We start from the raw sequence: 18,521 nt of genomic DNA, 5'->3' as shown, positions 1-18,521 counted from the left end.
GATTTTGCAGGATAGACGCGAGGTGAACTCGGGAGGAAGCCACCATGAAGACCCATCCGCTGAAGGGGCCGAACCGGCTGAAGCTCGGTGTTTTCTCGACCAACGCGGATGGTGGGCTTGCCATCACCGACGTGCCGGAGCGCTGGACGGCAGGCTGGCAGGATAATCTGACCGCAGCACAGATCGCCGATCGGGCGGGGCTCGAATTCTTTCTGCCGATTGCCCGCTGGCGCGGTTTCGGCGGCAAGAACCGCGTGCGTGAATGGTCGTTCGAGACCTTCACCTGGGCTGCTGCGCTCTCGGCCGCGACCGAGCAGATCGGCCTTTTCATGACGGTGCACGTGCCGCTCGTCCATCCCCTTTATGCTGCCAAGTCGCTTGCGACCGTCGATCATATCAGCCAAGGGCGCGCGGGGCTGAACATTGTCTGCGGCTGGAACCCGAAAGAATTCGGCATGTTCGGCGTGCCGCTGGTCGAAAAGGGCTACGACCAGGCCGCTGAATGGCTCGAAATTGTCGAAAGGCTCTATGCCACTGATGAGCCCATCGATTATGCCGGCACCTATTACAATCTGAAAGAAGCTGTCAGCCGCCCTGCTAGCCTGCAGGCGCCACGGCCGGTGACGATGAATGCGGCCTTCGGCGGCCCCGGCCGAGACTTTGCCGCGGCGCATTGCGACTATCTCTTCACCACCTTCACCGATATCGGTGACGCCGGAAAGCATGTGACTGATATCGCTGCACGGGCGGAAGGTAAAGGCAGGCAGGTCGGCGTTTATACGGTTTGTCACGTCGTCTGCCGCGAGACACAGACGGAGGCAGACGACTATTACACCCGTTATGCCGTGACTATGGCCGATCAGGCTGCCGTCGATCAACACATGGCCGGCAAGAAGGAGTTCTCGCAGTCCCATGATCGCGAGTCCTATGACCGCTACCGCCAGCGCTTTGCCGGTGGAGCAGGCAGCTATCCGCTGATCGGCACGCCGCAGCGCATTGCCGAAGAGATGATCGCCATTGCCGAGCAAGGCTATGCCGGTATAGCCTTGTCCTTCGTCAACTATACGCAGGAACTGCCCTATTTCTGCGATCGGGTGCTTCCGATTCTGGCGAAGGCTGGGCTCCGGGCGGGGTGAACCACCGGTTCGATGCTTCGCGCCGCGGCCGCTCGCAAGAATGTGATCATCCTTCAATGATGACTTGGCTATCCGGCAAGGGCTGATTTTCCAGGCCGTTTGCGGTGATGTCGCTTTCATGCTGCGGCGTTGCAGGTGCGACATGTGTGCAACGCAGCAAAAAACGTGACGTCAAGGGGTTTACAAGCGTGGCCCTGGATGGGATTCTTTTAGACGAAGGGTGCTGCTTGATTGGAAGTGGCGTCATTCCCTTCAACCGGATGCCGCTAGTCTTGGCTCCGATGTGCCGCAATTTTGCCGGCGCTTAACCGAACAAAATCAATCTGAAGCCGGAATGCGGGTGTTTCCGTGCCCGGCTGTTGCCTTGGTGCGCCCTGAAAATTACGAGGTCGGGGGCATAGAGAATGCGGGCTTTAACATGGGCTTCAAGTCAAAACGCGTCCTTCGCGGCGTTCTTGGTCTTCTTGCGAGTGTCAGCTTGCCGCAGGTCACTAAAGCCAGCGATCTGATGATCTGGTCGCCGGTCAAGGTCGCACCCAGAACATACAAGACCACTCTCGGTTTCCGGCTGCCGATGGCCTGGGATGTCAGCGCTGGCATGGATCTCGGACTTGGCAGCGCGGCCACCGGCGCCATCCTGCGCAGCAGCAGCCTGGCAACCCTATGGGGTACGGCAATCGACGATCACAAGCGCTTTTCGACCACATGGCGCCGAGAGGTGTCATTGAGGGTCGACGCGCTCAACAGCACCGGAACGCTTTGCCTCGAACGCTCGCGGAGCTGGACGGTGTCGGAAAACCTGGACATGAGCACTTCGAGGTCGCTGAACGTAAATTATGCGGGCACGCGGAATGCGGCAAACTCCATTACCGCGACACAAGCCGTGACTGTTGCGGTTCCGTGGACGGGGACGTCTCTATCTGCGATCGGCAATCTGAAGGACGTCGGCAGCGTCTTTTCCAGCACGGTCTCGTTTCGGCAGCCTTTGGCGCCGAACCTCAATTTCTCGGCCTCCTTCGCCGATGCGCAGACTTTGACGCCGGCTGGTAATGTGCGGCTGGACTACCGTATCAAATGGTAGATTCACGGGTTTCTAATTCGGCCCTTTCCTATCGCGGCAGGGAACAAATGTCTCTCGCGGAAGTTTAGAACGGGCAGGACATCGATCTTGCTCGAGGTGTCATGACCTCGCGAAGCCTGCCGCTGGTTCGACTCCCTGCCGGCGGCAGGCTTAGCGTTCGAGCAGTGACCTCAGTCGGCAGGCCCTGTCGCCTCCGTTGGTGATTTGATCGTTATGTCGGGCTCGGCAAGCCTGGCCTTGAGCTTCGAGACCACATCGTGCCGGACATCGGACCACGACGTGGTGATCGCCCAATATTCGATGTTGAGCACGGCTTGATCGACGGCCAGTTCATCGAGAAAAACCTTCGGTGCCGGTGTGGTCTTGATGCGTTGATCCGCTTTCAGGATGTCGAGGATCGTTTTGCGGGCAAGATTGATGTCAATTTTCTCACCCATGGCAACGGACAATTGCTGGCGGCGGTCCGGCTCGCGGCTGTGGTTGATAATGGGCGTGTTCCAGAGCGTCGAGTTCGGTGCCATCAGATAGAGGCCGTCCGCCGTCCTCATCTCCGTGGCGAAGAGCCCGATTTCCTTGATGTAGCCTTTGACGTTCGTCGCCTCGATATATTCGCCGACCCGGAATGGCCGCAGGATCAGCAGCATGATGCCGGCGGCGATATTTTGAAGCGTGCCTTGCAATGCCAGGCCGATCGCCAGGCCGGCAGCACCGAGAGCGGCAATGATGGAGGCGGTCTGAACGCCGAACTGGCCAAGGACGGTGATGAAGACAAGGATGAGCAAGCTGTAGTGCAGGACATTCTGGAAGAAGCTCGCGAGCGTTTCGTCTATGCCGCGAATACGCGAGACGACGCGGTAGGCCGAGCGGCTGATAATGCCCGCAAGAAGCCAGCCACCGATCAGAAGAATGATCGCGCCGAGTAGCGAAAATCCATATTGAACCGCGAGCGCCGAGGCCTGGTCGAGTGCCGTGCGAGTGGCGACGACGATATTGGTCGTTTGATCGTCCATGTCAAAACTCCATCTTTCCCAGAGAGCCAAATGAGAAGTCGCGTTTTTTGTTCCTGGCAATCGGGCGCATGAAACCCAACGGTTTCAATGGATTATGCGGGTCGGTCTCCATGCGGGAGCGTCAGGCGCCGTGCTTTGCCTGATGCGGACCAATGGTGGCAGCTGCGGCGTAGTGAGCCTTCTTCTGCTCGTACATGCCGAGATCCGCGCGCTTGATCATGGCTTCCATGGTTTCGCCGGGCAGGCTCGTGGCAATGCCGATGGAGACGCTGAGCGGCGCGCTGGAATAGAACTGATTGTTGATCTTCAGCAGTTCGTTGATCGTCTCGACCATCGCGGCAGCCGCGATTTCATCGGCGCCTGGCATGAGAACTGCAAATTCGTCGCCGCCGATGCGGGCGGCGTGGTTCGGCAGGGAGACGACGCTGTTCAGCACCTCGCCCATACGGCGCAGCAGAGCATCGCCAGCATCGTGGCCGCTCTCATCATTGGACTCCTTGAGTCCGTTCAGATCGAGAATGATGGCCGATACTGGCCGAAGCGATTTGCGCTCCAGCCTGTTGAGCTCCTCCATATAGAAGGCGCGGTTGAAAAGCCGGGTGAGCACATCGTGCTTGCCGAGATATTCGAGATAGGCTTCCGCCTTCTTGCGCGCGGTAATGTCGGTGAGTGCCACCTGCACCAGCGACCAGTCTTCCTCGTAACCGGGAAAAACCGAAAACTGCAGGAGGACGTGACGCTCCGATCCGTCGAGCGCATAGTTCAGCACTTCACGCTGATGGAAGAGGCGACCGTTCCACAACTCCACCAATTGCCCGCGAAAATGCTTCTCCATATCATCGCGGAACACTTCGCCGATCCGCTGATGCAGGGTCTGGCGGTCCGGTGCGCAGAATAGATCGAGCGTTGCCTGATTGACGTCGAGCACGCTGATCTCACTCATGCATTGCTGGACGAACTCCGGATGCACGTCGAGAAATACCTGAAAGTCGACGATGCCTCGGTGGCGGATATCATCGAGCAGGATCTTGATGCGGCTAAAATCCTCGACCCACAGGGAAACCGGCGAATGCTCGAACATGCCCTCGGCATAGCGGCGCTGCCGCTCTTCCTGCCGTCTCGCCTCCTCGCGAGCCGTCACGTCTTCCGTCGTCAGCAGCAGCCGGCTCCACGAGGTCTCGTGGCCCGGCAGGATGACGCCGCGTAGCTGGATGTCGAGCCTTTTGCCGCCGAGGGAATAGTTGATTGCGGTGCCGGAAAACTCGGTCTTGCCTTCCCAGAGCGCCACCAGCTCATTCACATGGCTTTGCAGCATCTCGTCGCGAAAGACCCGCGGAAGGCTTTCGACGAGCGTCTCGAAGGATGGCGCCTCGAAGAGCTCCAGCGTCCTGGTATTGACGGCAAGAAGCTTGATCCTTTGCGAGCAGGATGCGACGCGCTGCACGTCGGCCAACAGATAGGAACGCAGGTCCGTCACGCCCTCCGCACGCCAGACCTCGAACTGCTCCTTGACGCCGCTGAAATCCTCCAGCCACATGGCGACGGGGGCAAGGTCGAAAACGGTGCTGCTGAAGTCCTGGGCGTTCATCATGATTCCCTGCGCCGGCAGTAAAAGTCGGTATGCGAAATAAAAGGCCGGCAGTTCGCCAAGTTCTGCTTAGCGAGCATTGGTAAACCTTGTGTTGATATCAGGTAGCGGGTCAAGCCGGACAATCACTGTCCGCTTCTTTTCAACTCATTCTTGTCAAAACTGTGCCCCAAATGGCTCTCTGGCGCGATTGCTATCGGATTGATCCGATGTATTGGGGGCAGTCATGTCTTCAAAAAACGCTCGAAGGCTTCGAGGGTCTTTTCGCTGACATGGTGTTCGATGCCCTCGGCATCATTCCTTGCCGTATCAGGATCGACGCCGAGGCGGCAAAGAACGGCCTCGACGATCTCATGGCGCCGGCGGGTTGCCACCGCCAAGCGGTGCCCTTCTTCAGTCAGGAACACGCCACGATAGGGGCGCTGCGTGATCAGGTTTTCCTCGGCGAGCCGCTTGAGCATTTTTGCAACCGTCGGCTGCGTTACTCCCAGTCTTTGCGCAATATCGGTCTGGCGCGCTTCGCCAGCATGCTCTATGAGATCGGCGATGAGCTCGACGTAATCCTCCATCAATTCCGTACGTCGATCGTCGCGGCTTTTCTGAAAAGCCTCGGCATGCGTCTCGATCTCGGTCGAAGAAAGACGGCTTTCCGGGGCGGCGGGCAATTTCGTCAACGCGGCTCATCTCCCTCTTGATTAAGAGTCGTGTAATGATGTTTAGCCTCGACTATAAATAATTCAAAGACGTTATGAAACCCCGTCGGCCGATCCCGGCCAGCCGTGAAATCGAAATTCCCGTGTCTCAATTGGCTCGTCGCGCCACGCCTTCAGGCGCGCAACAGCGGCAGCAGTTGCTCACCTTGCCGCTTTATTTCCGAGAGGTATGGTGTGTCCGAAAGAACGAAATGCGTAATGCCGAGGTCGCGATACTTGCGCAGGGAGCGGGCGACATCCTCTGGCGAGCCGACCAGCCAGGTAGTGCCGGCGCCACCGCCGCCGAACTTGCCCGGCGCGGTATAGAGATTGTCGTCAAGCACGTCACCGCGCGCGGCGAGATCGAACAGCCGTTTCTGGCCCACTGCGATCGATTGCCGGTGATCATTCCAGCCGACACCCTTATTCTCAGCCATCTCCGCGACTTTCGCCTCGGCGTCGGTCCAGGCCTGCTCCGTCGTGTCGCGCACCAGCGTCGTAATGCGCAGCCCGAATTCCAGTGGCGGCAGATCGCGATCAAGGTCTCTGCTTAATGCCTTAAGCCGGCTTATTCGCTCAGCAATGTCGGCGAGTGGCTCGCCCCAGAAAAGCTGAACATCTGCCTCCGTAGCGGAAACGCGTTCTGCAGCATCCGAAGCGCCGCCGAAATAGAGCCTGGGATGCAGACGTTCACCGCGCGGCTCAATGCGCGGCGCAGCCGTGGATTCGCTGACGCGAAAGTGTTCTCCCTCATAGGTGACATTCTCTTCGGTCCAGAGCCTGCGGGTGAGCCGCATGAATTCCTTGGTGCGGCCATAGCGGTGCGCTTGATCGCCCTCGCTGTCGCCATAGGCGGCAAGATTGTCCTTGCCGGAAACGATGTTGATGCGCACCCGGCCGCCGCTCAGCTGATCCAGCGTGGCAGCAGCGGAAGCGAAGTGCGCTGGGGGCCAGTAGCCGGGGCGGATTGCAATGAGCGGCTCGAAGCTGGTAGTGCGCGCCGCAAGTGCGGCCGCGACGGTAAAGGTGTCGGGTCGGCCCCAGCCGGTGCCGATCAATGCGCCCTTCCAGCCGTGATCCTCCAATGCCTTGGCATGGCTCGTGAGCGTTTCCAGGCTGTTGTGGTTCTCGACGGCGGAGTCGCCGCGGTGACCCGGCTTGACGTCGTTCGGGATGTACCAGAGAAATTCGCTGTTATCGCTCATGCCTGCGCCTGTCGGTCTCTCTGAATTGATTGATACGGGATTTGCAGCGAGGAGAGCCGTGGTGAATCCTCGGCTCATCCCCTTGAGTCTAAAGCTTGCCCTTCCACGGGACGAGCACGGCTTCAAGAATGCGGACGGCGGTCGAGAAGGCAAAGGCGCAGACCGCAATGATGCCGATGCCGACGAAGACGACGTCGGTGGCAAGGAACTGCGACGCCGACATGATCATGAAGCCAATGCCGCGGGTCGAAGCGATGAGTTCGGCCGCCACCAGCGTTCCCCAGCCAATGCCGAGGGCGATCCGGATGCCCGTCAGGATTTCCGGCAGCGCCGAAGGCAGGACGACGTTGAAGAAAAGCTGCAGCCGGTTCGCGCCGAGGGACCGTGCGGCATTGACCCGCTCCAGGGGCAGCGAACGCACGCCGGCTTGGGCGGACAGGCAGATCGGCGCGAACATGGCGAGCACGAGAAGGGTGATCTTCGAGGTCTCGCCGATCCCAAGCCATATGATCATCAGCGGCAGATAGGAAAGGGGCGGCAGCGGCCAATAGAATTCGATCGGCGTATCGAGAATTCCCTTTGCCCAGCGGTTGAGCCCCATCAGCAGACCGACAGGAATGCCGACCCCGATCGCGATGGCTGCGGCGACGACGATGCGGAACAGGCTTGCCAATACATGTTCGGAAAGTGAAGCGCCGGCATAACCATCGCGGTAGACGACGCCGATTTGCGTCAGCACTTCATCGGGGCGAGGCAGGAAGAGGTGCGACACCAGACCGAGCTTTGCGACGAGCCACCACAATGCGAGGCAGACGATCGCAGTCGCGATGCTGATGGCGATGGTGGGTTTCTCGCCGACGCCGAAACTCGGGACGCGAACCAGCTTCGGTTGCGCTTCCCTTTGAGGAACGGTAATCGGGCGCGTTTCGATGATGTCACTCATGCCACGCTCCTGATGTTGTCGGCGCTGTGGAGAATAGCGCGAATTTCTTCCCGAAGGCTGCTGAATTCAGGCGACGAGACGATCGCCTTCGTATCGCCGCTGGCGGCAAAGCGATGTACGAAATCGAGTTCGAAACGCGCAACGACACGCCCGGGCCTCGGAGACATGACGAGAACCTCCGTTCCGAGAAAAAGCGCCTCCTCGATCGAGTGGGTAATGAAGAAGATGCGCTTGTCGGTTCTGGCCCAGATGGAAACCAGCAGCTCCTGCATCTGCTCGCGCGTCAGGCTGTCGAGAGCGCCGAATGGTTCGTCCATCAGCAAGATATCCGGATCGGTGGCGAGTGCCCGGGCAATGCCGACCCGCTGGCGCATGCCGCCCGACAGTTCGTAAGGCAGGGCATTGGCAAAGTCGGTCAAACCGACAAGCCGTAGCAGTTCCGATGCGCGATCCCGGCGTTCCCGTTTGCCCAGTCCGGCAAATTGCAGGCCGAGAGCCACATTGTCGATGACGGACTTCCATGGCAGCAGCGAATCCTTCTGGAAGACGACGCCGCGATCGGCGCCGGGACCGGAAACAGGCCTGCCGTCGAGCGTGATCTTTCCCTCTGAAAGCGGCAGGAAACCGGCGATCGCATTGAGCAGGGTGGATTTGCCGCAACCGGATGCGCCGAGTGCAACCACGATGCCGCGTTCGGGAATGTCGAAGGAAACGCGGTCAAGCGCATGAACGGTTCTGCCGTCACGCGCTGCAAAGAAGACGCTTGCATGGTCGACTTGAAGCATGGGCTCTCTCGATATTGCGACGCCGGCGCGACAAGCGCGCCGACGCCAGGGAGGATCAGTTGCTTGCGCTGACGAGCGCGTCGGCGGTGACGAATGCGCCGTAATTCGGCAGGACTTCGGAGACTTTTCCCTGGCTCTTCAGGAAGGCTGCCGTGTCCTTGAGGATTTTTGCCGCGCCGGATTGATCGCCGCCACCGAGCCAGGCGGCCGATGCCTGCACGTCGGGCGTCAGCAGAGTGAGGTTCTTGAGCGCTGCCGCCTGCTGGTCTGCCGTGCCGCCGAGCAGCTTGGCGAGCGCCTTGGCATTCTCGCTATCCGGCCCCCAGACGGCCTTGTCGGCGGCGAACGAGGCGTAATACTTGTTGATCACGGAGGCATAGGCCTTCAGGAATTGCGGATTGTCTGCTGCGAATTTCGAGGTTGCGACCCAGGCGGAAAATGTCGGAGCGCCCTTGTCGGCGACGTCCTTGGACGTCACTAGCACCTTGCCGTTCTTCTTCAGCTCGGTGAGTGCCGGGTCCCAGACGAAGCCGCCGTCGATATCGCCGCGATTGTAGCTTGCGACGATTTCAGGCTGCGGGACAGCAAAGACCTGTACGTCCTTTTCGCTCAGGCCAAGGGACTTGATGAGGGCGAGCAGCTGATAGTGGTCAGTGGAAACGGGTGCCGCCGCGAGTTTCTTGCCCTTCAGATCGGCGAGTGTGTTGATGCCCGAGCCATTGCGCACCACCAGAGCTTCATCGACGCCCGAGATGGACGAGAGGTAAAAGGCCTTCACCTCGAGTCCGCGTGAAGCAGCAGCGGCAAACGGGCTTGAGCCGACATAACCGATCTGGACATCGCCGGATGCGATGGCAGCGAAGATCTCTGCTCCCGAATTGAACTTGCGGAAGTCGATCTCATAGCCGGTCTCCTTTGCGAAATCGCCATTGGCGATCGCGACAGAGGAGGGAAGGGCATCCGTCTGATAGGCGACGACGACCTTCTTGTCGGCAGCGGCTGCGCCGGCCGCCATGGAAATGCTAGCGAGACCCAAGACGGCCGCAGCGATCAGTGTGTTGAATTTCATGACTAGTCCCCTTGGCCGGATCAGATTTTCCGGCGGCTCCCTGAATGGAATGCACAGAGCCTAGCCAAATCGGGGGCAGGATCGATAGAAATAGCAAACTATTTTTATAGACTATAATAGGAATTGTTTGTCTAAATGGACGAAGACGACAAGGTTAGCATCTTTCCGCCGGAGCGAAGCCGACATGGATATCGACGCTCAGGAACGCGTCAAAATCCTGAACTCGGCTCGAGAGCGGTCATTCCCATAGCAAAGCGAAAGCCTGCCGGCCTAACTGGTGCTTTCGCGCTCGTTGAGATCGATCTGGCCTTTTTCCGCCAGGATCGGCAGGGCGATATTATGCTGCGCCTCATTCATTTCCTGCACCGTGACGAGCGTTCCTCCCCGTTCGAGGGCGGCTGCATAGGCGGCACGTTGCTCCTCGTGAAAGAAGATGCCCGTCAACGCATCCAGAAAGCCCATGTGATCGGTCGGTGAGGTATCTGGCCGGTTGCCCGGTGTCATGGTGATCGCGTCCTTCGGGATACCGGCTTCCATCAACGCCTGGGCTGCAGCTTCCGCGTCATATTCGTCGTCGAAGAATGCGGTCAATGCAAAGGAGCCGGTTTTACGTTCGCTATTCATGGCGGGTTCTCCGTTCTCGTGGTCTCATTGTCTTAACGAGCACCAGGGGAGGGGGTTCCCATGTGATGCGCATCCCGCATGGAACAAACAGAAGGACGATTAGTTGATCGTCATAGAATCTGGAACCACAGCGAGCCCCCAATGCTCGAGAGATTTCCTTCGGCCGGCGCAGGCCCATCGCTCAGCTATGAGCATGCCGATGCAGAGACACTTGATGAGCTGCATGAGGATGCTCGATCCTGCACACGCTGCGATCTCTATCGCAACGCCACTCATCTCGTGTTCGGCGAAGGGCCGGCCCAGGCCGACATCGTGCTGGTCGGTGAACAGCCGGGCGACAAGGAGGATGTGGCCGGCCGGCCTTTTGTCGGACCGGCCGGCCGGCTTCTTGATGAATGCCTTGAGGAAGCGGGCGTGGATCGGGACCGTTGTTATGTCACCAACGCCGTGAAGCATTTCAAATATCAGATGCGCGGCAAGAAACGACTGCATGCCAGGCCCAATGCCGGCGAGGTGCAGCGCTGTGCCTGGTGGCTGGGAGCAGAACTCGAATTGCTAAAGCCGAAGCTGGTCGTCGCACTTGGGGCGACGGCTGTATCCTCGCTGCTCGGCTCGAAAGTCAGGGTCATGCGCGACCGCGGCCAGATCCTGCATCCGTCGGGAAAACTCGATGTCCTGGTGACCATTCATCCCTCGGCGCTCCTGCGGATCAGGGAGGCGGACGAGAGGGAAAAGAACAAGCTCACCTTCATTCGGGATCTCAAAAAGATCCGGAGTTTTGTGCGGCACTGACGATTTTCTCCAGACACAACCCGCAGAACAGCAAGCAAAGGTCATGTTATGGCTGACAATCAACCCAATATTGCGGAAACCAAGCCGGATCGGCTGAAACAGCAGCCTGTTGATGATGCCGGCCGCGAAAATGATGCACCGGCTGAAAAGCGCGCATCCTTCATTCGCCGTCATCCCCTCTCCATTCTGCTCGGCATCGTCGTGTTGCTTGCACTGATCGCAGCCGCATGGTTCGTCTGGAAGATCTATTTCTATCCCTATGAGTCGACGGATGATGCCTTTGTCGATGCGCGCAGCTTTTCGGTTGCTGCCAAAGTATCCGGCTATGTTGCCGAGGTTCCGGTGACCGATAACCAGTCCGTCAAAGCCGGCGATGTCATCTTGAGGATCGATCCGCGTGACTATCAGATCGCGCTCGATCAGGCGAACGGGCAGGTAGAGGTGGCAAAGGCCTCGGTCGACAGCGCCGGCGCGCAGATCGAGGCGGCGAGCGCCGCCGTCGACGTCGCCAGGGCGCAACAGAATTCCGCCACCGCCGCTCTACAATTTGCACAGCAGGAATCCAACCGCCAGCAGCAACTGGTCAAGACTGGCTCCGGCAGCGTGCAGGCCGTGCAACAGGCTACGGCAACCCTGCAGCAGGATCAGGCAAGCCTTGCCCAGATGCAGGCGAATATTACCTCGGCGCTGAAGAACAAAGCCGTTGCCGAAGCGCAGAAATCCAGTGCGCTCGCAAGCCTCAAGCAGGCGCAGGCACAGGCCGAAGAAGCGCAGCAGAACCTTAGTTACACAACGATCACGGCGGCGCAGCCGGGGCGCATCGTACGCCTTGCCGGCGCCAAGGGGCAGTATGTGGAGGCAGGGCAGGCAATCTCGACATTCGTTCCCGACGAGGTCTGGATCACGGCGAACTTCAAGGAGACGCAGCTCACCGACATGCGGCCGGGCCAGCCGGTGGACATCACGATCGATGCCTATCCCAATCACACGCTCCACGGAAAGGTGGCCTCGGTTCAGCCGGGCTCTGGCACTGCCTTTTCGCTGTTGCCAGCAGAAAACGCGACCGGCAATTACGTCAAGGTCACGCAGCGCGTGCCGGTCAAGATCATCGTCGACCGATGGCCCGATGATGTTGCAATCGGCCCCGGTATGTCCGTGGTGCCAACAGTGACGGTACACCCGAGGAGCTGAGCGAGATGAGCGGTGCAAGCGCAGCGGCGGGTGGAAGAGAAGCATCATCCGCGCAAGTCACGAATCCCTGGCTGATTGCCATGGTGGTGTCGCTGGCAACCTTCATGGAAGTGCTCGACACCACGATTGCCAACGTGGCGCTGCGCTACATTTCAGGCGGCCTTGCCGTCAGCTCCGACGAAGCCTCCTGGGTGGTCACGACCTATCTCGTTTCCAACGCCATCGTGCTGGTTGCCAGCAGCTATTTCGCCGAACGGTTCGGACGCCGTCGGTTCTATCTCCTATGCCTGGTGACATTCACGATCGCTTCCGTTCTGTGCGGTCTATCGTGGAATCTCCAGGCGCTGTTGATTTTCCGCGTTATACAGGGTTTTGCCGGCGGCGGCATGGTGCCGACCTCGCAGGCGATCCTTGCCGATGCCTTCCCGCCGGCAAAACGTGGTCAGGCTTTTGCGCTCTTCGGTGTCGCCGTGGTCGTCGCGCCGGTCATCGGACCGACCTTGGGCGGTTATCTCTCCGACAACCTCTCCTGGCACTGGTGCTTCCTCATCAATGGTCCCGTCGGCATATTCGCCTTCGTGCTCGTCTATGTGCTGTTGAAGGAGACTCCGAAAACGAGGAATATGCGCGAGGAATTCCGCCGGAAGGGCGTGCGTTTCGATCTCATCGGCTTTCTGCTGGTGGCAACCTTTCTCGGCTCTCTGGAACTCATCCTGGATCGGGGGCAGACCGATGACTGGTTCGGCTCCGACTTCATCATCGTCATGGTAGTCATATGCATTCTCGCCTTCCTGGCGGCCATACCGTGGGTTCTGACCAAGGCTAACCCGATCATCGACGGATGGCTGCTCGGCACCCGGCAATTCGGTTCCTGTTTCATCGTGATGATGGCAACCGGCGCAATCCTGATTGCGACGACGCAGTTCATCCCTGAGGTCGTGCAGCAGAACTACGGATATACGGCGACCTGGGCTGGGCTCGCACTTTCGCCGGGCGGGCTTGTGACCATGGTCATGATGTTCGTTGCCGGCCGGGTGAATTCCTTGGTTCAGCCGAAGTATCTGATCGCCATAGGTGCGGCGATCATTGCGATGTCCATGTGGCAGCTGACGCGGCTCTATCCCGGTCTGAACTTCGGCTTCTTCGTCTGGTCTCGTCTCTATATCGGGTTTGGCCTGCCGCTGATCTTCATCCCCATCACCTCTGCCTCCTACTACGGTTTGAGGCCTGAACAGACCAATCAGGCGTCGGCCATGATCAATGCTGCGCGCAACATCGGCGGCTCCATCGGCGTTTGTATCGCGTCAAATGTCCTGGCGCATCGGGAGCAGTGGCACCAGAGCCGCCTGGTGGAGCATGTCACGCCTCCCTCACCGGCCTATCAGGAGACACTGCGAACCATGACGCGTTATTTTTCCGAGAAAGGTGCAACCATGGCGGATGCCCAGGCGCAGGCGACGGCCTGGATAGGGCAGCAGGTGCAGACCCAGGCGAGCTTCCTCGCCTATATCGATGTATTCCATGTGCTGATGCTGGTCGTGCTCTGCGCCATTCCGCTTGCGCTGATCCTGAGCAATGTCGATCTCAAGGAGGGCGGCGGCGGCATGCATTGAGTACTGTAACGATCGATCCTCCCGCAGGTGGACGGTTGGCTCATTAGGTCATTCGCCGCAACAATGCGATGAGGGCGTCTGTGTTGTCATGGGTCTCAAGTGAGAGCAAATGCTTGTCCGCGAGCTCAGCAATCGCCAAGGCGACTTCACGCTCCGACCATCCCGCCAGGGTCGCGGCACTCAGCAACTCTCGAAAAGCGGCTTGCAGCGCGTCCTGGCAGCGGATGTCCCGGTCGGGATCATCATCGGTCACGAATGGTCGTGCGATATTGGGCATAGATGAAAGGTGAACTGATTTGCGGGTTTTGGCAATCTATTGCGTTCAATCGCTCTCGATTGCGCCCTCTTTGCGTCGTGAGAGGCGTAACAGCCGGTCAAAATGATCGGTGATCCGCGGGTTTTAGCGGCTCGACACTGTGCCCTCCTCTGAGCAGGCGTAGTCTCAACAGGCGTTCGATCTCATCATTGGAACCTGCAGCTGCACCCATCGATGCCGCTTTGGGTCGCTGCTGATTTTTTCCGCATCCGGGGAAAGAAAAAGAAAGCTGTTTCTTAAATAACTTAAAATCTATGTTTTTTATATACTATAGCGCTCCATGGTCGGCATCGGGCGCAAACATGGATGAACGGCATGACTTATCTTCTCAGTCTTCTTGACAAGAGCTTGATCGAACAGGGGCTTAGCGCCACCGATGCGCTCGGCGCCACGGCTCGCTTGGCCATCCGGGCCGAGGAACTCGGCTATCATCGCTTCTGGGTTGCCGAGCATCACAATATGGCGAATCTCGCAAGTTCGGCTCCGGAAGTCCTGATCGCTCATCTTCTTGCCCGGACTTCGAGGATCCGTGTCGGTTCCGGCGGCGTCATGCTGCAGCATTACAGCGCCTATAAGGTCGCAGAAACTTTCAATCTCCTGGCGTCGCTGGCGCCGGGACGCGTCGATCTGGGTGTAGGCAAGGCGCCGGGCGGTTTCCCGCTCTCCACCCGCGCATTGCAGCGTGCCTTCGATCCTGAGAAGAAGCCGGACTTCGCCGAGCAGCTTTCCGACATCAACACCTATCTCGCGGCCGACCCTCATTCCGTTGGCGCGCTGGCGACGCCTTTTCCGCCGCGTGCGCCGGAGCGCTTCCTCCTTGGCGCCAGCGTGGAGAGCGCGAAGCTCGCCGCGGAGAAGGGCTGGCGGCTGGTGTTTGCCGGCCATCTGAACGGCGATCCGGAAAATCTGCGCGATACCTTCGAGGCCTACGGGAATGCGACGGGCGGCAAGGTGCCGATCCTGGCGCTCGCAGCCTTTGCTGCCGAAAGCGAAGCCCATGCCCGTGAGCGCGTTGGGCAACTGCGCATCGTCAAGCTCTTCCTGCCCAACGGCCAGAGCGTCAATGTCGGCACGCAGGAGCAGGCGGCGGAATTTGCGCGGCAGGCCGGCTTTTCGGAGTTCCGGACCGAAGAGAAGGTGCCGAGCGTGTTGCATGGCACTGCGACGCAGATCCGCGACGAGCTTGACGCACTCCATCGCCGCTACGGCGTCGAGGAGTTCGTGCTCGACACGCCGGCGCTGACGGCGGCCGAACGCCTCAACTCCATAGAATTGCTCGCCAAAGAGCGCCTTTCCCTCGTTGCCTGAACGGCCTGTCCCAGGAGGATCATCATGGCTCAAAAACACGTTACCTTCGGTATCATGCTGCAGGGCCCCGGCGGCCACATGAATGCCTGGAAGCATCCGAGCGTTCCGGCCGATGCAAGCACCAATCTGAACTTCTTCGTCAAGACGGCCCGCAAGGCCGAAGAGGCCGGTATCGCCTTCGCTTTCGTCGCGGACGGACTCTATATCAACGAGCAATCGATCCCACATTTCCTCAATCGCTTCGAGCCGCTGACCATCCTGTCGGCACTTGCCGCTTTTACAACGAAGCTAGGCCTCGTTGGCACGGTTTCGACCTCTTACAGCGATCCCTTTACCATCGCCCGACAGTTTGCCTCGCTCGATCTCATCAGCGGGGGCCGCGCCGGCTGGAATGCCGTGACGTCTCCGCTCGAAGGCTCTGGCCGCAACTATAGCCGCGAACATCCCGAGCACGAGCTGCGATACGAGATTGCCGACGAGTATCTCGATGCGATCAAGGGGTTATGGGATTCCTGGGATGACGATGCCTTCGTGCGCGACCGTGAAAGCGGTGTTTATGCCGACAAATCCAAGCTACACCGCCTGAATCACAAAGGCCGGTTCTTCCGCATCGAAGGCCCTCTCAATATCGGCCGCTCCAAGCAGGGGCAGCCGGTGGTGTTCCAGGCCGGTGCCTCCGATTCCGGTATCCGGCTAGCGGGCAAGCACGCCGATGCCGTCTTCACCAATGGCGGACCGCTGGAAGACGCGAAGACCTTCTATAAGCAGGTGAAGCAGAGCGCGATCGCACATGGCCGCAGTGCCGCGGATGTCGGCATCTTCCCGGGCATCGGGCCGATCGTCGGCGCGACGCAGGAGGAGGCGGAGGCCAAGTACCAGGCGATCCGCAATCTCGTCACCATCGAGGAGGCACTGGCCTATCTCGGCCGCTTCTTCGATCACCACGATTTCAGCGCCCATCCTCTGGATGAGCCGTTCCCCGATCTCGGCGATATCGGCCGCAACAACTTCCGTGCCACGACCGACCGCATCAAGAAGACCGCGCGGGAGAAGGGGCTCACCTTGCGTGAGGTGGCGCTCGATGCTGCCACGCCGCGAACCTCCTTCATCGGCACGGCCGAGCACATCGCCAATGAGATCATCCGCTGGGTGGATGAAGAAGGCGCGGATGGCTTCATCCTCGGTTTCCCGGTGATCGGTGAAGGCTTCGACGACTTCTCCAGGCATGTCCTGCCGATCCTGACCGAGCGCGGCTATTTCGACCCGGCGTTGAAGGGGGAGACGCTGCGAGATCATCTGGGCTTGCCGTATCGCGAGAGCCGTTACGCGACAGAGGCTTCGAACATTACACCCGCAAAGGCCGTCGGCGCCTGAGCCAGGACGATCATCATGAACGCTATCATCAAGCCCGCTTTGGTCACCGATCAAATCGAAACAGGGATTGCCGCCTACCTCGACGAGATCATCGCGCTGAGACATGACCTGCATCAATATCCCGAACTCGCCTTTCAGGAGCACCGCACATCCAAGAAGGTCGCTTCGTTGCTTGCCGACTGGGGTTACGAGGTAGCAACGGGCATAGCCGGGACCGGCGTCGTCGCAACCCTTAAGCGGGGCGATGGGCAGCGCAGCCTGGGCATCCGTGCCGATATGGATGCGCTGCCCATTGAAGAAGCAACCGGGCTTGACTATGCCAGCAGCAATCCCGGCGTCATGCACGCCTGCGGCCACGACGGACATACATCGATCCTGCTCGCTGCTGCTCGTTACCTTGCAGAAAGCGCCAATTTCAGCGGCACGCTGCGGTTGATCTTCCAGCCGGCCGAGGAAATTGGCGCCGGCGCGCGCAAGATGCTCTCGGAAGGACTTTTCGATCGGTTTCCGGTCGATGCGGTCTTCGGACTGCACAATTGGCCCGGCGTGCCGACGGGGCAGTTCGGTTTTGTTGCCGGCCCGGCGATGGCTTCCGTCGACAAGGCGGTCATCAACATCGTCGGAAAGGGCGGACATGGTGCCGAGCCGCATCGTGCCGTCGATCCGGTGTTGGCTTCGGCTTCATTCATTACTGCTCTGCAAAGCGTCGTCTCGCGCAATATCGATCCTCAGGAAATGGCGGTCGCAACGGTCGGCTCCATTCATGCCGGTTCGGCTTCGAACGTCATCCCGGAAAGCGTGGAGATGAAGCTGACCATGCGCGCCTACAATGAGACCGTCCGAGCCAGATTGCAGGAGCGAATTCCCGCACTGGCGCGCGCGCAGGCGGAGAGCTTCGGCGCTGTGGCTGAAGTCGATTACCGTCTCGGTTTTCCTGCACTCGTCAATCATGCCGAAGAGACAGAATTCGCCCGCAATGTTGCCATGCAGGCGCTTGGAAGTGCTGCCGTCGAGGCGGATTTCCGGCCGCGGACGGCGAGCGAAGACTTTGCTTTCCTGCTGCAGGCCAAGCCCGGGAGCTACCTCTTTGTCGGCAATGGCGACAGCGCACCGCTGCATAGCGCCCGCTACGATTTCAACGACGCCATCATCGCGCCGGCAGCCCGCTACTGGGTGCGGCTCGCCGAAGCTTTCCTCGCGAATGACAACGGGTGACGAACGACATGAGCGACACGTTTCTTTATACGACCACATTGGACCCGCGCGCCAAGCCGCTGATCGACGAGCTGATCCATGAGTACGACAGCCGGTACGGCAACTATTTCAATGCTGAAGGGGCGATTGCCGAACTCAACCGCTATCCGCCGGAGGCCTTCGCGCCGCCGCAGGGCAATTTTCTGCTCTTGCTCCGAAACGGGGAGACGATCGGCGGTGGCGCTTTCAAGCACTATGACGACCAAACCGCCGAATTCAAACGGATTTGGACGCGGCGCGATCTTCGTCGTCAGGGATTGGCGCGTAGGCTTCTGGTCGAACTGGAGGCCCAGGCGGCGCGACAGGGCTATCGTCGCATCTACCTGACGACAGGCTTTCGCCAACCCGAGGCGGTCGGTCTTTATCTCAACAACGGCTACACAGCCCTGTTCGATACCTCCGTCGATCCGGAAGTCTACAAGAGCCTGCCTTTCGAGAAGGATATCAGCCATTTGGCTCTGGCCTATATCGCCGAAACCTCGGGCTCGCAGCAACGCTTGGCGGCCGCCGGCCGGTAACGCATGGCGGATCAACGACAAT

18 protein-coding genes are annotated in these 18,521 nt (G+C 59.6%); 9 read left to right on the top strand and 9 right to left on the bottom strand.

Translation table 11 applies throughout. The features are described 5' to 3' along the window. Nucleotides 1–44 precede the first annotated feature (44 nt). Together JJQ51_RS10235 and JJQ51_RS10230 are read left to right on the top strand one after the other, a co-directional pair. On the top strand, nt 45–1,136 hold the full coding sequence (locus JJQ51_RS10235) for an LLM class flavin-dependent oxidoreductase (RefSeq protein WP_113353705.1): 1,092 nt from the start codon (nt 45–47) through the stop codon (nt 1,134–1,136). Nucleotides 1,137–1,554: 418 nt separating this feature from the next. Beyond that, nucleotides 1,555–2,217, top strand: a complete 663-nt coding sequence (locus JJQ51_RS10230; RefSeq protein WP_113353706.1) for a hypothetical protein — start codon at nt 1,555–1,557, stop codon at nt 2,215–2,217. A gap of 170 nt (nt 2,218–2,387) precedes the next feature. Here the strand turns inward: JJQ51_RS10230 and JJQ51_RS10225 are convergent, their stop codons facing one another. The 8 genes from JJQ51_RS10225 to JJQ51_RS10190 form a co-directional block, all read right to left on the bottom strand. Then, nucleotides 2,388–3,227, bottom strand: a complete 840-nt coding sequence (locus JJQ51_RS10225) for a mechanosensitive ion channel family protein (protein WP_269244695.1) — start codon at nt 3,225–3,227, stop codon at nt 2,388–2,390. Nucleotides 3,228–3,348: 121 nt separating this feature from the next. Then, nucleotides 3,349–4,818 carry a sensor domain-containing diguanylate cyclase gene (locus tag JJQ51_RS10220; protein WP_233788585.1) on the bottom strand — a complete coding sequence of 490 codons (1,470 nt, stop codon included), beginning with the start codon at nt 4,816–4,818 and terminating at the stop codon, nt 3,349–3,351. A 221-nt stretch (nt 4,819–5,039) separates the two neighbouring features. Then, the gene (mntR, locus tag JJQ51_RS10215) at nt 5,040–5,489 is read right to left on the bottom strand and encodes a manganese-binding transcriptional regulator MntR (RefSeq protein WP_069614474.1); all 450 of its coding nucleotides are present in this window, start codon (nt 5,487–5,489) and stop codon (nt 5,040–5,042) included. Between the two features lie 152 nt (nt 5,490–5,641). Then, nucleotides 5,642–6,712, bottom strand: a complete 1,071-nt coding sequence (locus tag JJQ51_RS10210; RefSeq protein WP_152095478.1) for an LLM class flavin-dependent oxidoreductase — start codon at nt 6,710–6,712, stop codon at nt 5,642–5,644. Between the two features lie 88 nt (nt 6,713–6,800). Then, entirely contained in the window at nt 6,801–7,655 is an 855-nt protein-coding gene (locus tag JJQ51_RS10205; RefSeq protein ID WP_113353710.1) for an ABC transporter permease subunit, read from the bottom strand. Continuing rightward, nucleotides 7,652–8,440, bottom strand: coding sequence for a taurine ABC transporter ATP-binding protein (locus JJQ51_RS10200; RefSeq protein ID WP_113332395.1), 789 nt, complete (start codon nt 8,438–8,440; stop codon nt 7,652–7,654). The genes JJQ51_RS10205 and JJQ51_RS10200 overlap by 4 nt, the downstream gene beginning before the upstream one ends. 55 nt (nt 8,441–8,495) lie before the next feature. Then, on the bottom strand, nt 8,496–9,509 hold the full coding sequence (tauA, locus tag JJQ51_RS10195; RefSeq protein WP_152095479.1) for a taurine ABC transporter substrate-binding protein: 1,014 nt from the start codon (nt 9,507–9,509) through the stop codon (nt 8,496–8,498). 270 nt (nt 9,510–9,779) lie between these two features. Beyond that, the gene (locus JJQ51_RS10190) at nt 9,780–10,133 is read right to left on the bottom strand and encodes a hypothetical protein (protein ID WP_113332394.1); all 354 of its coding nucleotides are present in this window, start codon (nt 10,131–10,133) and stop codon (nt 9,780–9,782) included. A gap of 141 nt (nt 10,134–10,274) precedes the next feature. Here JJQ51_RS10190 and JJQ51_RS10185 point away from each other — a divergent pair, with 141 nt between their 5' ends. Genes JJQ51_RS10185 through JJQ51_RS10175 form a run of 3 tightly spaced genes read left to right on the top strand, consistent with a single transcriptional unit; the run spans nt 10,275 to nt 13,729 of the window. Then, nucleotides 10,275–10,925, top strand: a complete 651-nt coding sequence (locus JJQ51_RS10185; protein ID WP_152095480.1) for a UdgX family uracil-DNA binding protein — start codon at nt 10,275–10,277, stop codon at nt 10,923–10,925. A 48-nt stretch (nt 10,926–10,973) separates the two neighbouring features. Then, on the top strand, nt 10,974–12,116 hold the full coding sequence (locus JJQ51_RS10180) for an HlyD family secretion protein (protein WP_269244694.1): 1,143 nt from the start codon (nt 10,974–10,976) through the stop codon (nt 12,114–12,116). Nucleotides 12,117–12,121: 5 nt separating this feature from the next. After that, nucleotides 12,122–13,729 (top strand): DHA2 family efflux MFS transporter permease subunit, encoded by a 1,608-nt coding sequence (locus tag JJQ51_RS10175; RefSeq protein WP_269244693.1) that lies wholly within the window; start codon nt 12,122–12,124, stop codon nt 13,727–13,729. A 43-nt stretch (nt 13,730–13,772) separates the two neighbouring features. On the opposite strand, the gene JJQ51_RS10170 is transcribed toward JJQ51_RS10175, so the two are convergent. Beyond that, a complete protein-coding gene (locus JJQ51_RS10170) occupies nt 13,773–13,982 on the bottom strand; it encodes a hypothetical protein (RefSeq protein ID WP_229002183.1) in 210 nt (69 codons plus the stop codon). A 378-nt stretch (nt 13,983–14,360) separates the two neighbouring features. On the opposite strand from JJQ51_RS10170, the gene JJQ51_RS10165 reads away from it, so the two are divergent. From JJQ51_RS10165 to JJQ51_RS10150, 4 genes are read left to right on the top strand one after another with little or no spacing between them, the layout of a single operon-like run. After that, entirely contained in the window at nt 14,361–15,353 is a 993-nt protein-coding gene (locus JJQ51_RS10165; RefSeq protein ID WP_269244692.1) for an LLM class flavin-dependent oxidoreductase, read from the top strand. Nucleotides 15,354–15,377: 24 nt separating this feature from the next. Next, complete coding sequence (locus JJQ51_RS10160; RefSeq protein WP_145634107.1) at nt 15,378–16,727, top strand: LLM class flavin-dependent oxidoreductase; 1,350 nt, start codon at nt 15,378–15,380, stop codon at nt 16,725–16,727. Nucleotides 16,728–16,742: 15 nt separating this feature from the next. Continuing rightward, entirely contained in the window at nt 16,743–17,942 is a 1,200-nt protein-coding gene (locus JJQ51_RS10155) for a M20 aminoacylase family protein (RefSeq protein ID WP_113353719.1), read from the top strand. Nucleotides 17,943–17,950: 8 nt separating this feature from the next. Beyond that, the gene (locus JJQ51_RS10150) at nt 17,951–18,499 is read left to right on the top strand and encodes a GNAT family N-acetyltransferase (RefSeq protein WP_113353720.1); all 549 of its coding nucleotides are present in this window, start codon (nt 17,951–17,953) and stop codon (nt 18,497–18,499) included. Nucleotides 18,500–18,521: the final 22 nt, after the last annotated feature.

Source organism: Rhizobium sp. AG207R (assembly GCF_027109195.1).
Classification (GTDB): Bacteria; Pseudomonadota; Alphaproteobacteria; order Rhizobiales; family Rhizobiaceae; genus Rhizobium; species Rhizobium dioscoreae.
This window is presented reverse-complemented; position numbering and strand designations above follow the sequence as displayed.

What these genes read in the sequence shown, in the direction of transcription:
- JJQ51_RS10180 (WP_269244694.1), top strand. Translation starts at nt 10,974, where the DNA reads ATGGCTGACAATCAACCCAATATTGCGGAAACCAAGCCGGATCGGCTG.
- JJQ51_RS10175 (WP_269244693.1), top strand. Translation starts at nt 12,122, where the DNA reads ATGAGCGGTGCAAGCGCAGCGGCGGGTGGAAGAGAAGCATCATCCGCG.
- tauA (WP_152095479.1), bottom strand. Translation starts at nt 9,509, where the DNA reads ATGAAATTCAACACACTGATCGCTGCGGCCGTCTTGGGTCTCGCTAGC.
- JJQ51_RS10220 (WP_233788585.1), bottom strand. Translation starts at nt 4,818, where the DNA reads ATGATGAACGCCCAGGACTTCAGCAGCACCGTTTTCGACCTTGCCCCC.
- JJQ51_RS10160 (WP_145634107.1), top strand. Translation starts at nt 15,378, where the DNA reads ATGGCTCAAAAACACGTTACCTTCGGTATCATGCTGCAGGGCCCCGGC.
- JJQ51_RS10150 (WP_113353720.1), top strand. Translation starts at nt 17,951, where the DNA reads ATGAGCGACACGTTTCTTTATACGACCACATTGGACCCGCGCGCCAAG.
- JJQ51_RS10235 (WP_113353705.1), top strand. Translation starts at nt 45, where the DNA reads ATGAAGACCCATCCGCTGAAGGGGCCGAACCGGCTGAAGCTCGGTGTT.
- JJQ51_RS10205 (WP_113353710.1), bottom strand. Translation starts at nt 7,655, where the DNA reads ATGAGTGACATCATCGAAACGCGCCCGATTACCGTTCCTCAAAGGGAA.
- JJQ51_RS10185 (WP_152095480.1), top strand. Translation starts at nt 10,275, where the DNA reads ATGCTCGAGAGATTTCCTTCGGCCGGCGCAGGCCCATCGCTCAGCTAT.
- JJQ51_RS10225 (WP_269244695.1), bottom strand. Translation starts at nt 3,227, where the DNA reads ATGGACGATCAAACGACCAATATCGTCGTCGCCACTCGCACGGCACTC.
- JJQ51_RS10230 (WP_113353706.1), top strand. Translation starts at nt 1,555, where the DNA reads ATGGGCTTCAAGTCAAAACGCGTCCTTCGCGGCGTTCTTGGTCTTCTT.
- JJQ51_RS10155 (WP_113353719.1), top strand. Translation starts at nt 16,743, where the DNA reads ATGAACGCTATCATCAAGCCCGCTTTGGTCACCGATCAAATCGAAACA.
- JJQ51_RS10165 (WP_269244692.1), top strand. Translation starts at nt 14,361, where the DNA reads ATGACTTATCTTCTCAGTCTTCTTGACAAGAGCTTGATCGAACAGGGG.
- JJQ51_RS10200 (WP_113332395.1), bottom strand. Translation starts at nt 8,440, where the DNA reads ATGCTTCAAGTCGACCATGCAAGCGTCTTCTTTGCAGCGCGTGACGGC.
- JJQ51_RS10210 (WP_152095478.1), bottom strand. Translation starts at nt 6,712, where the DNA reads ATGAGCGATAACAGCGAATTTCTCTGGTACATCCCGAACGACGTCAAG.
- JJQ51_RS10190 (WP_113332394.1), bottom strand. Translation starts at nt 10,133, where the DNA reads ATGAATAGCGAACGTAAAACCGGCTCCTTTGCATTGACCGCATTCTTC.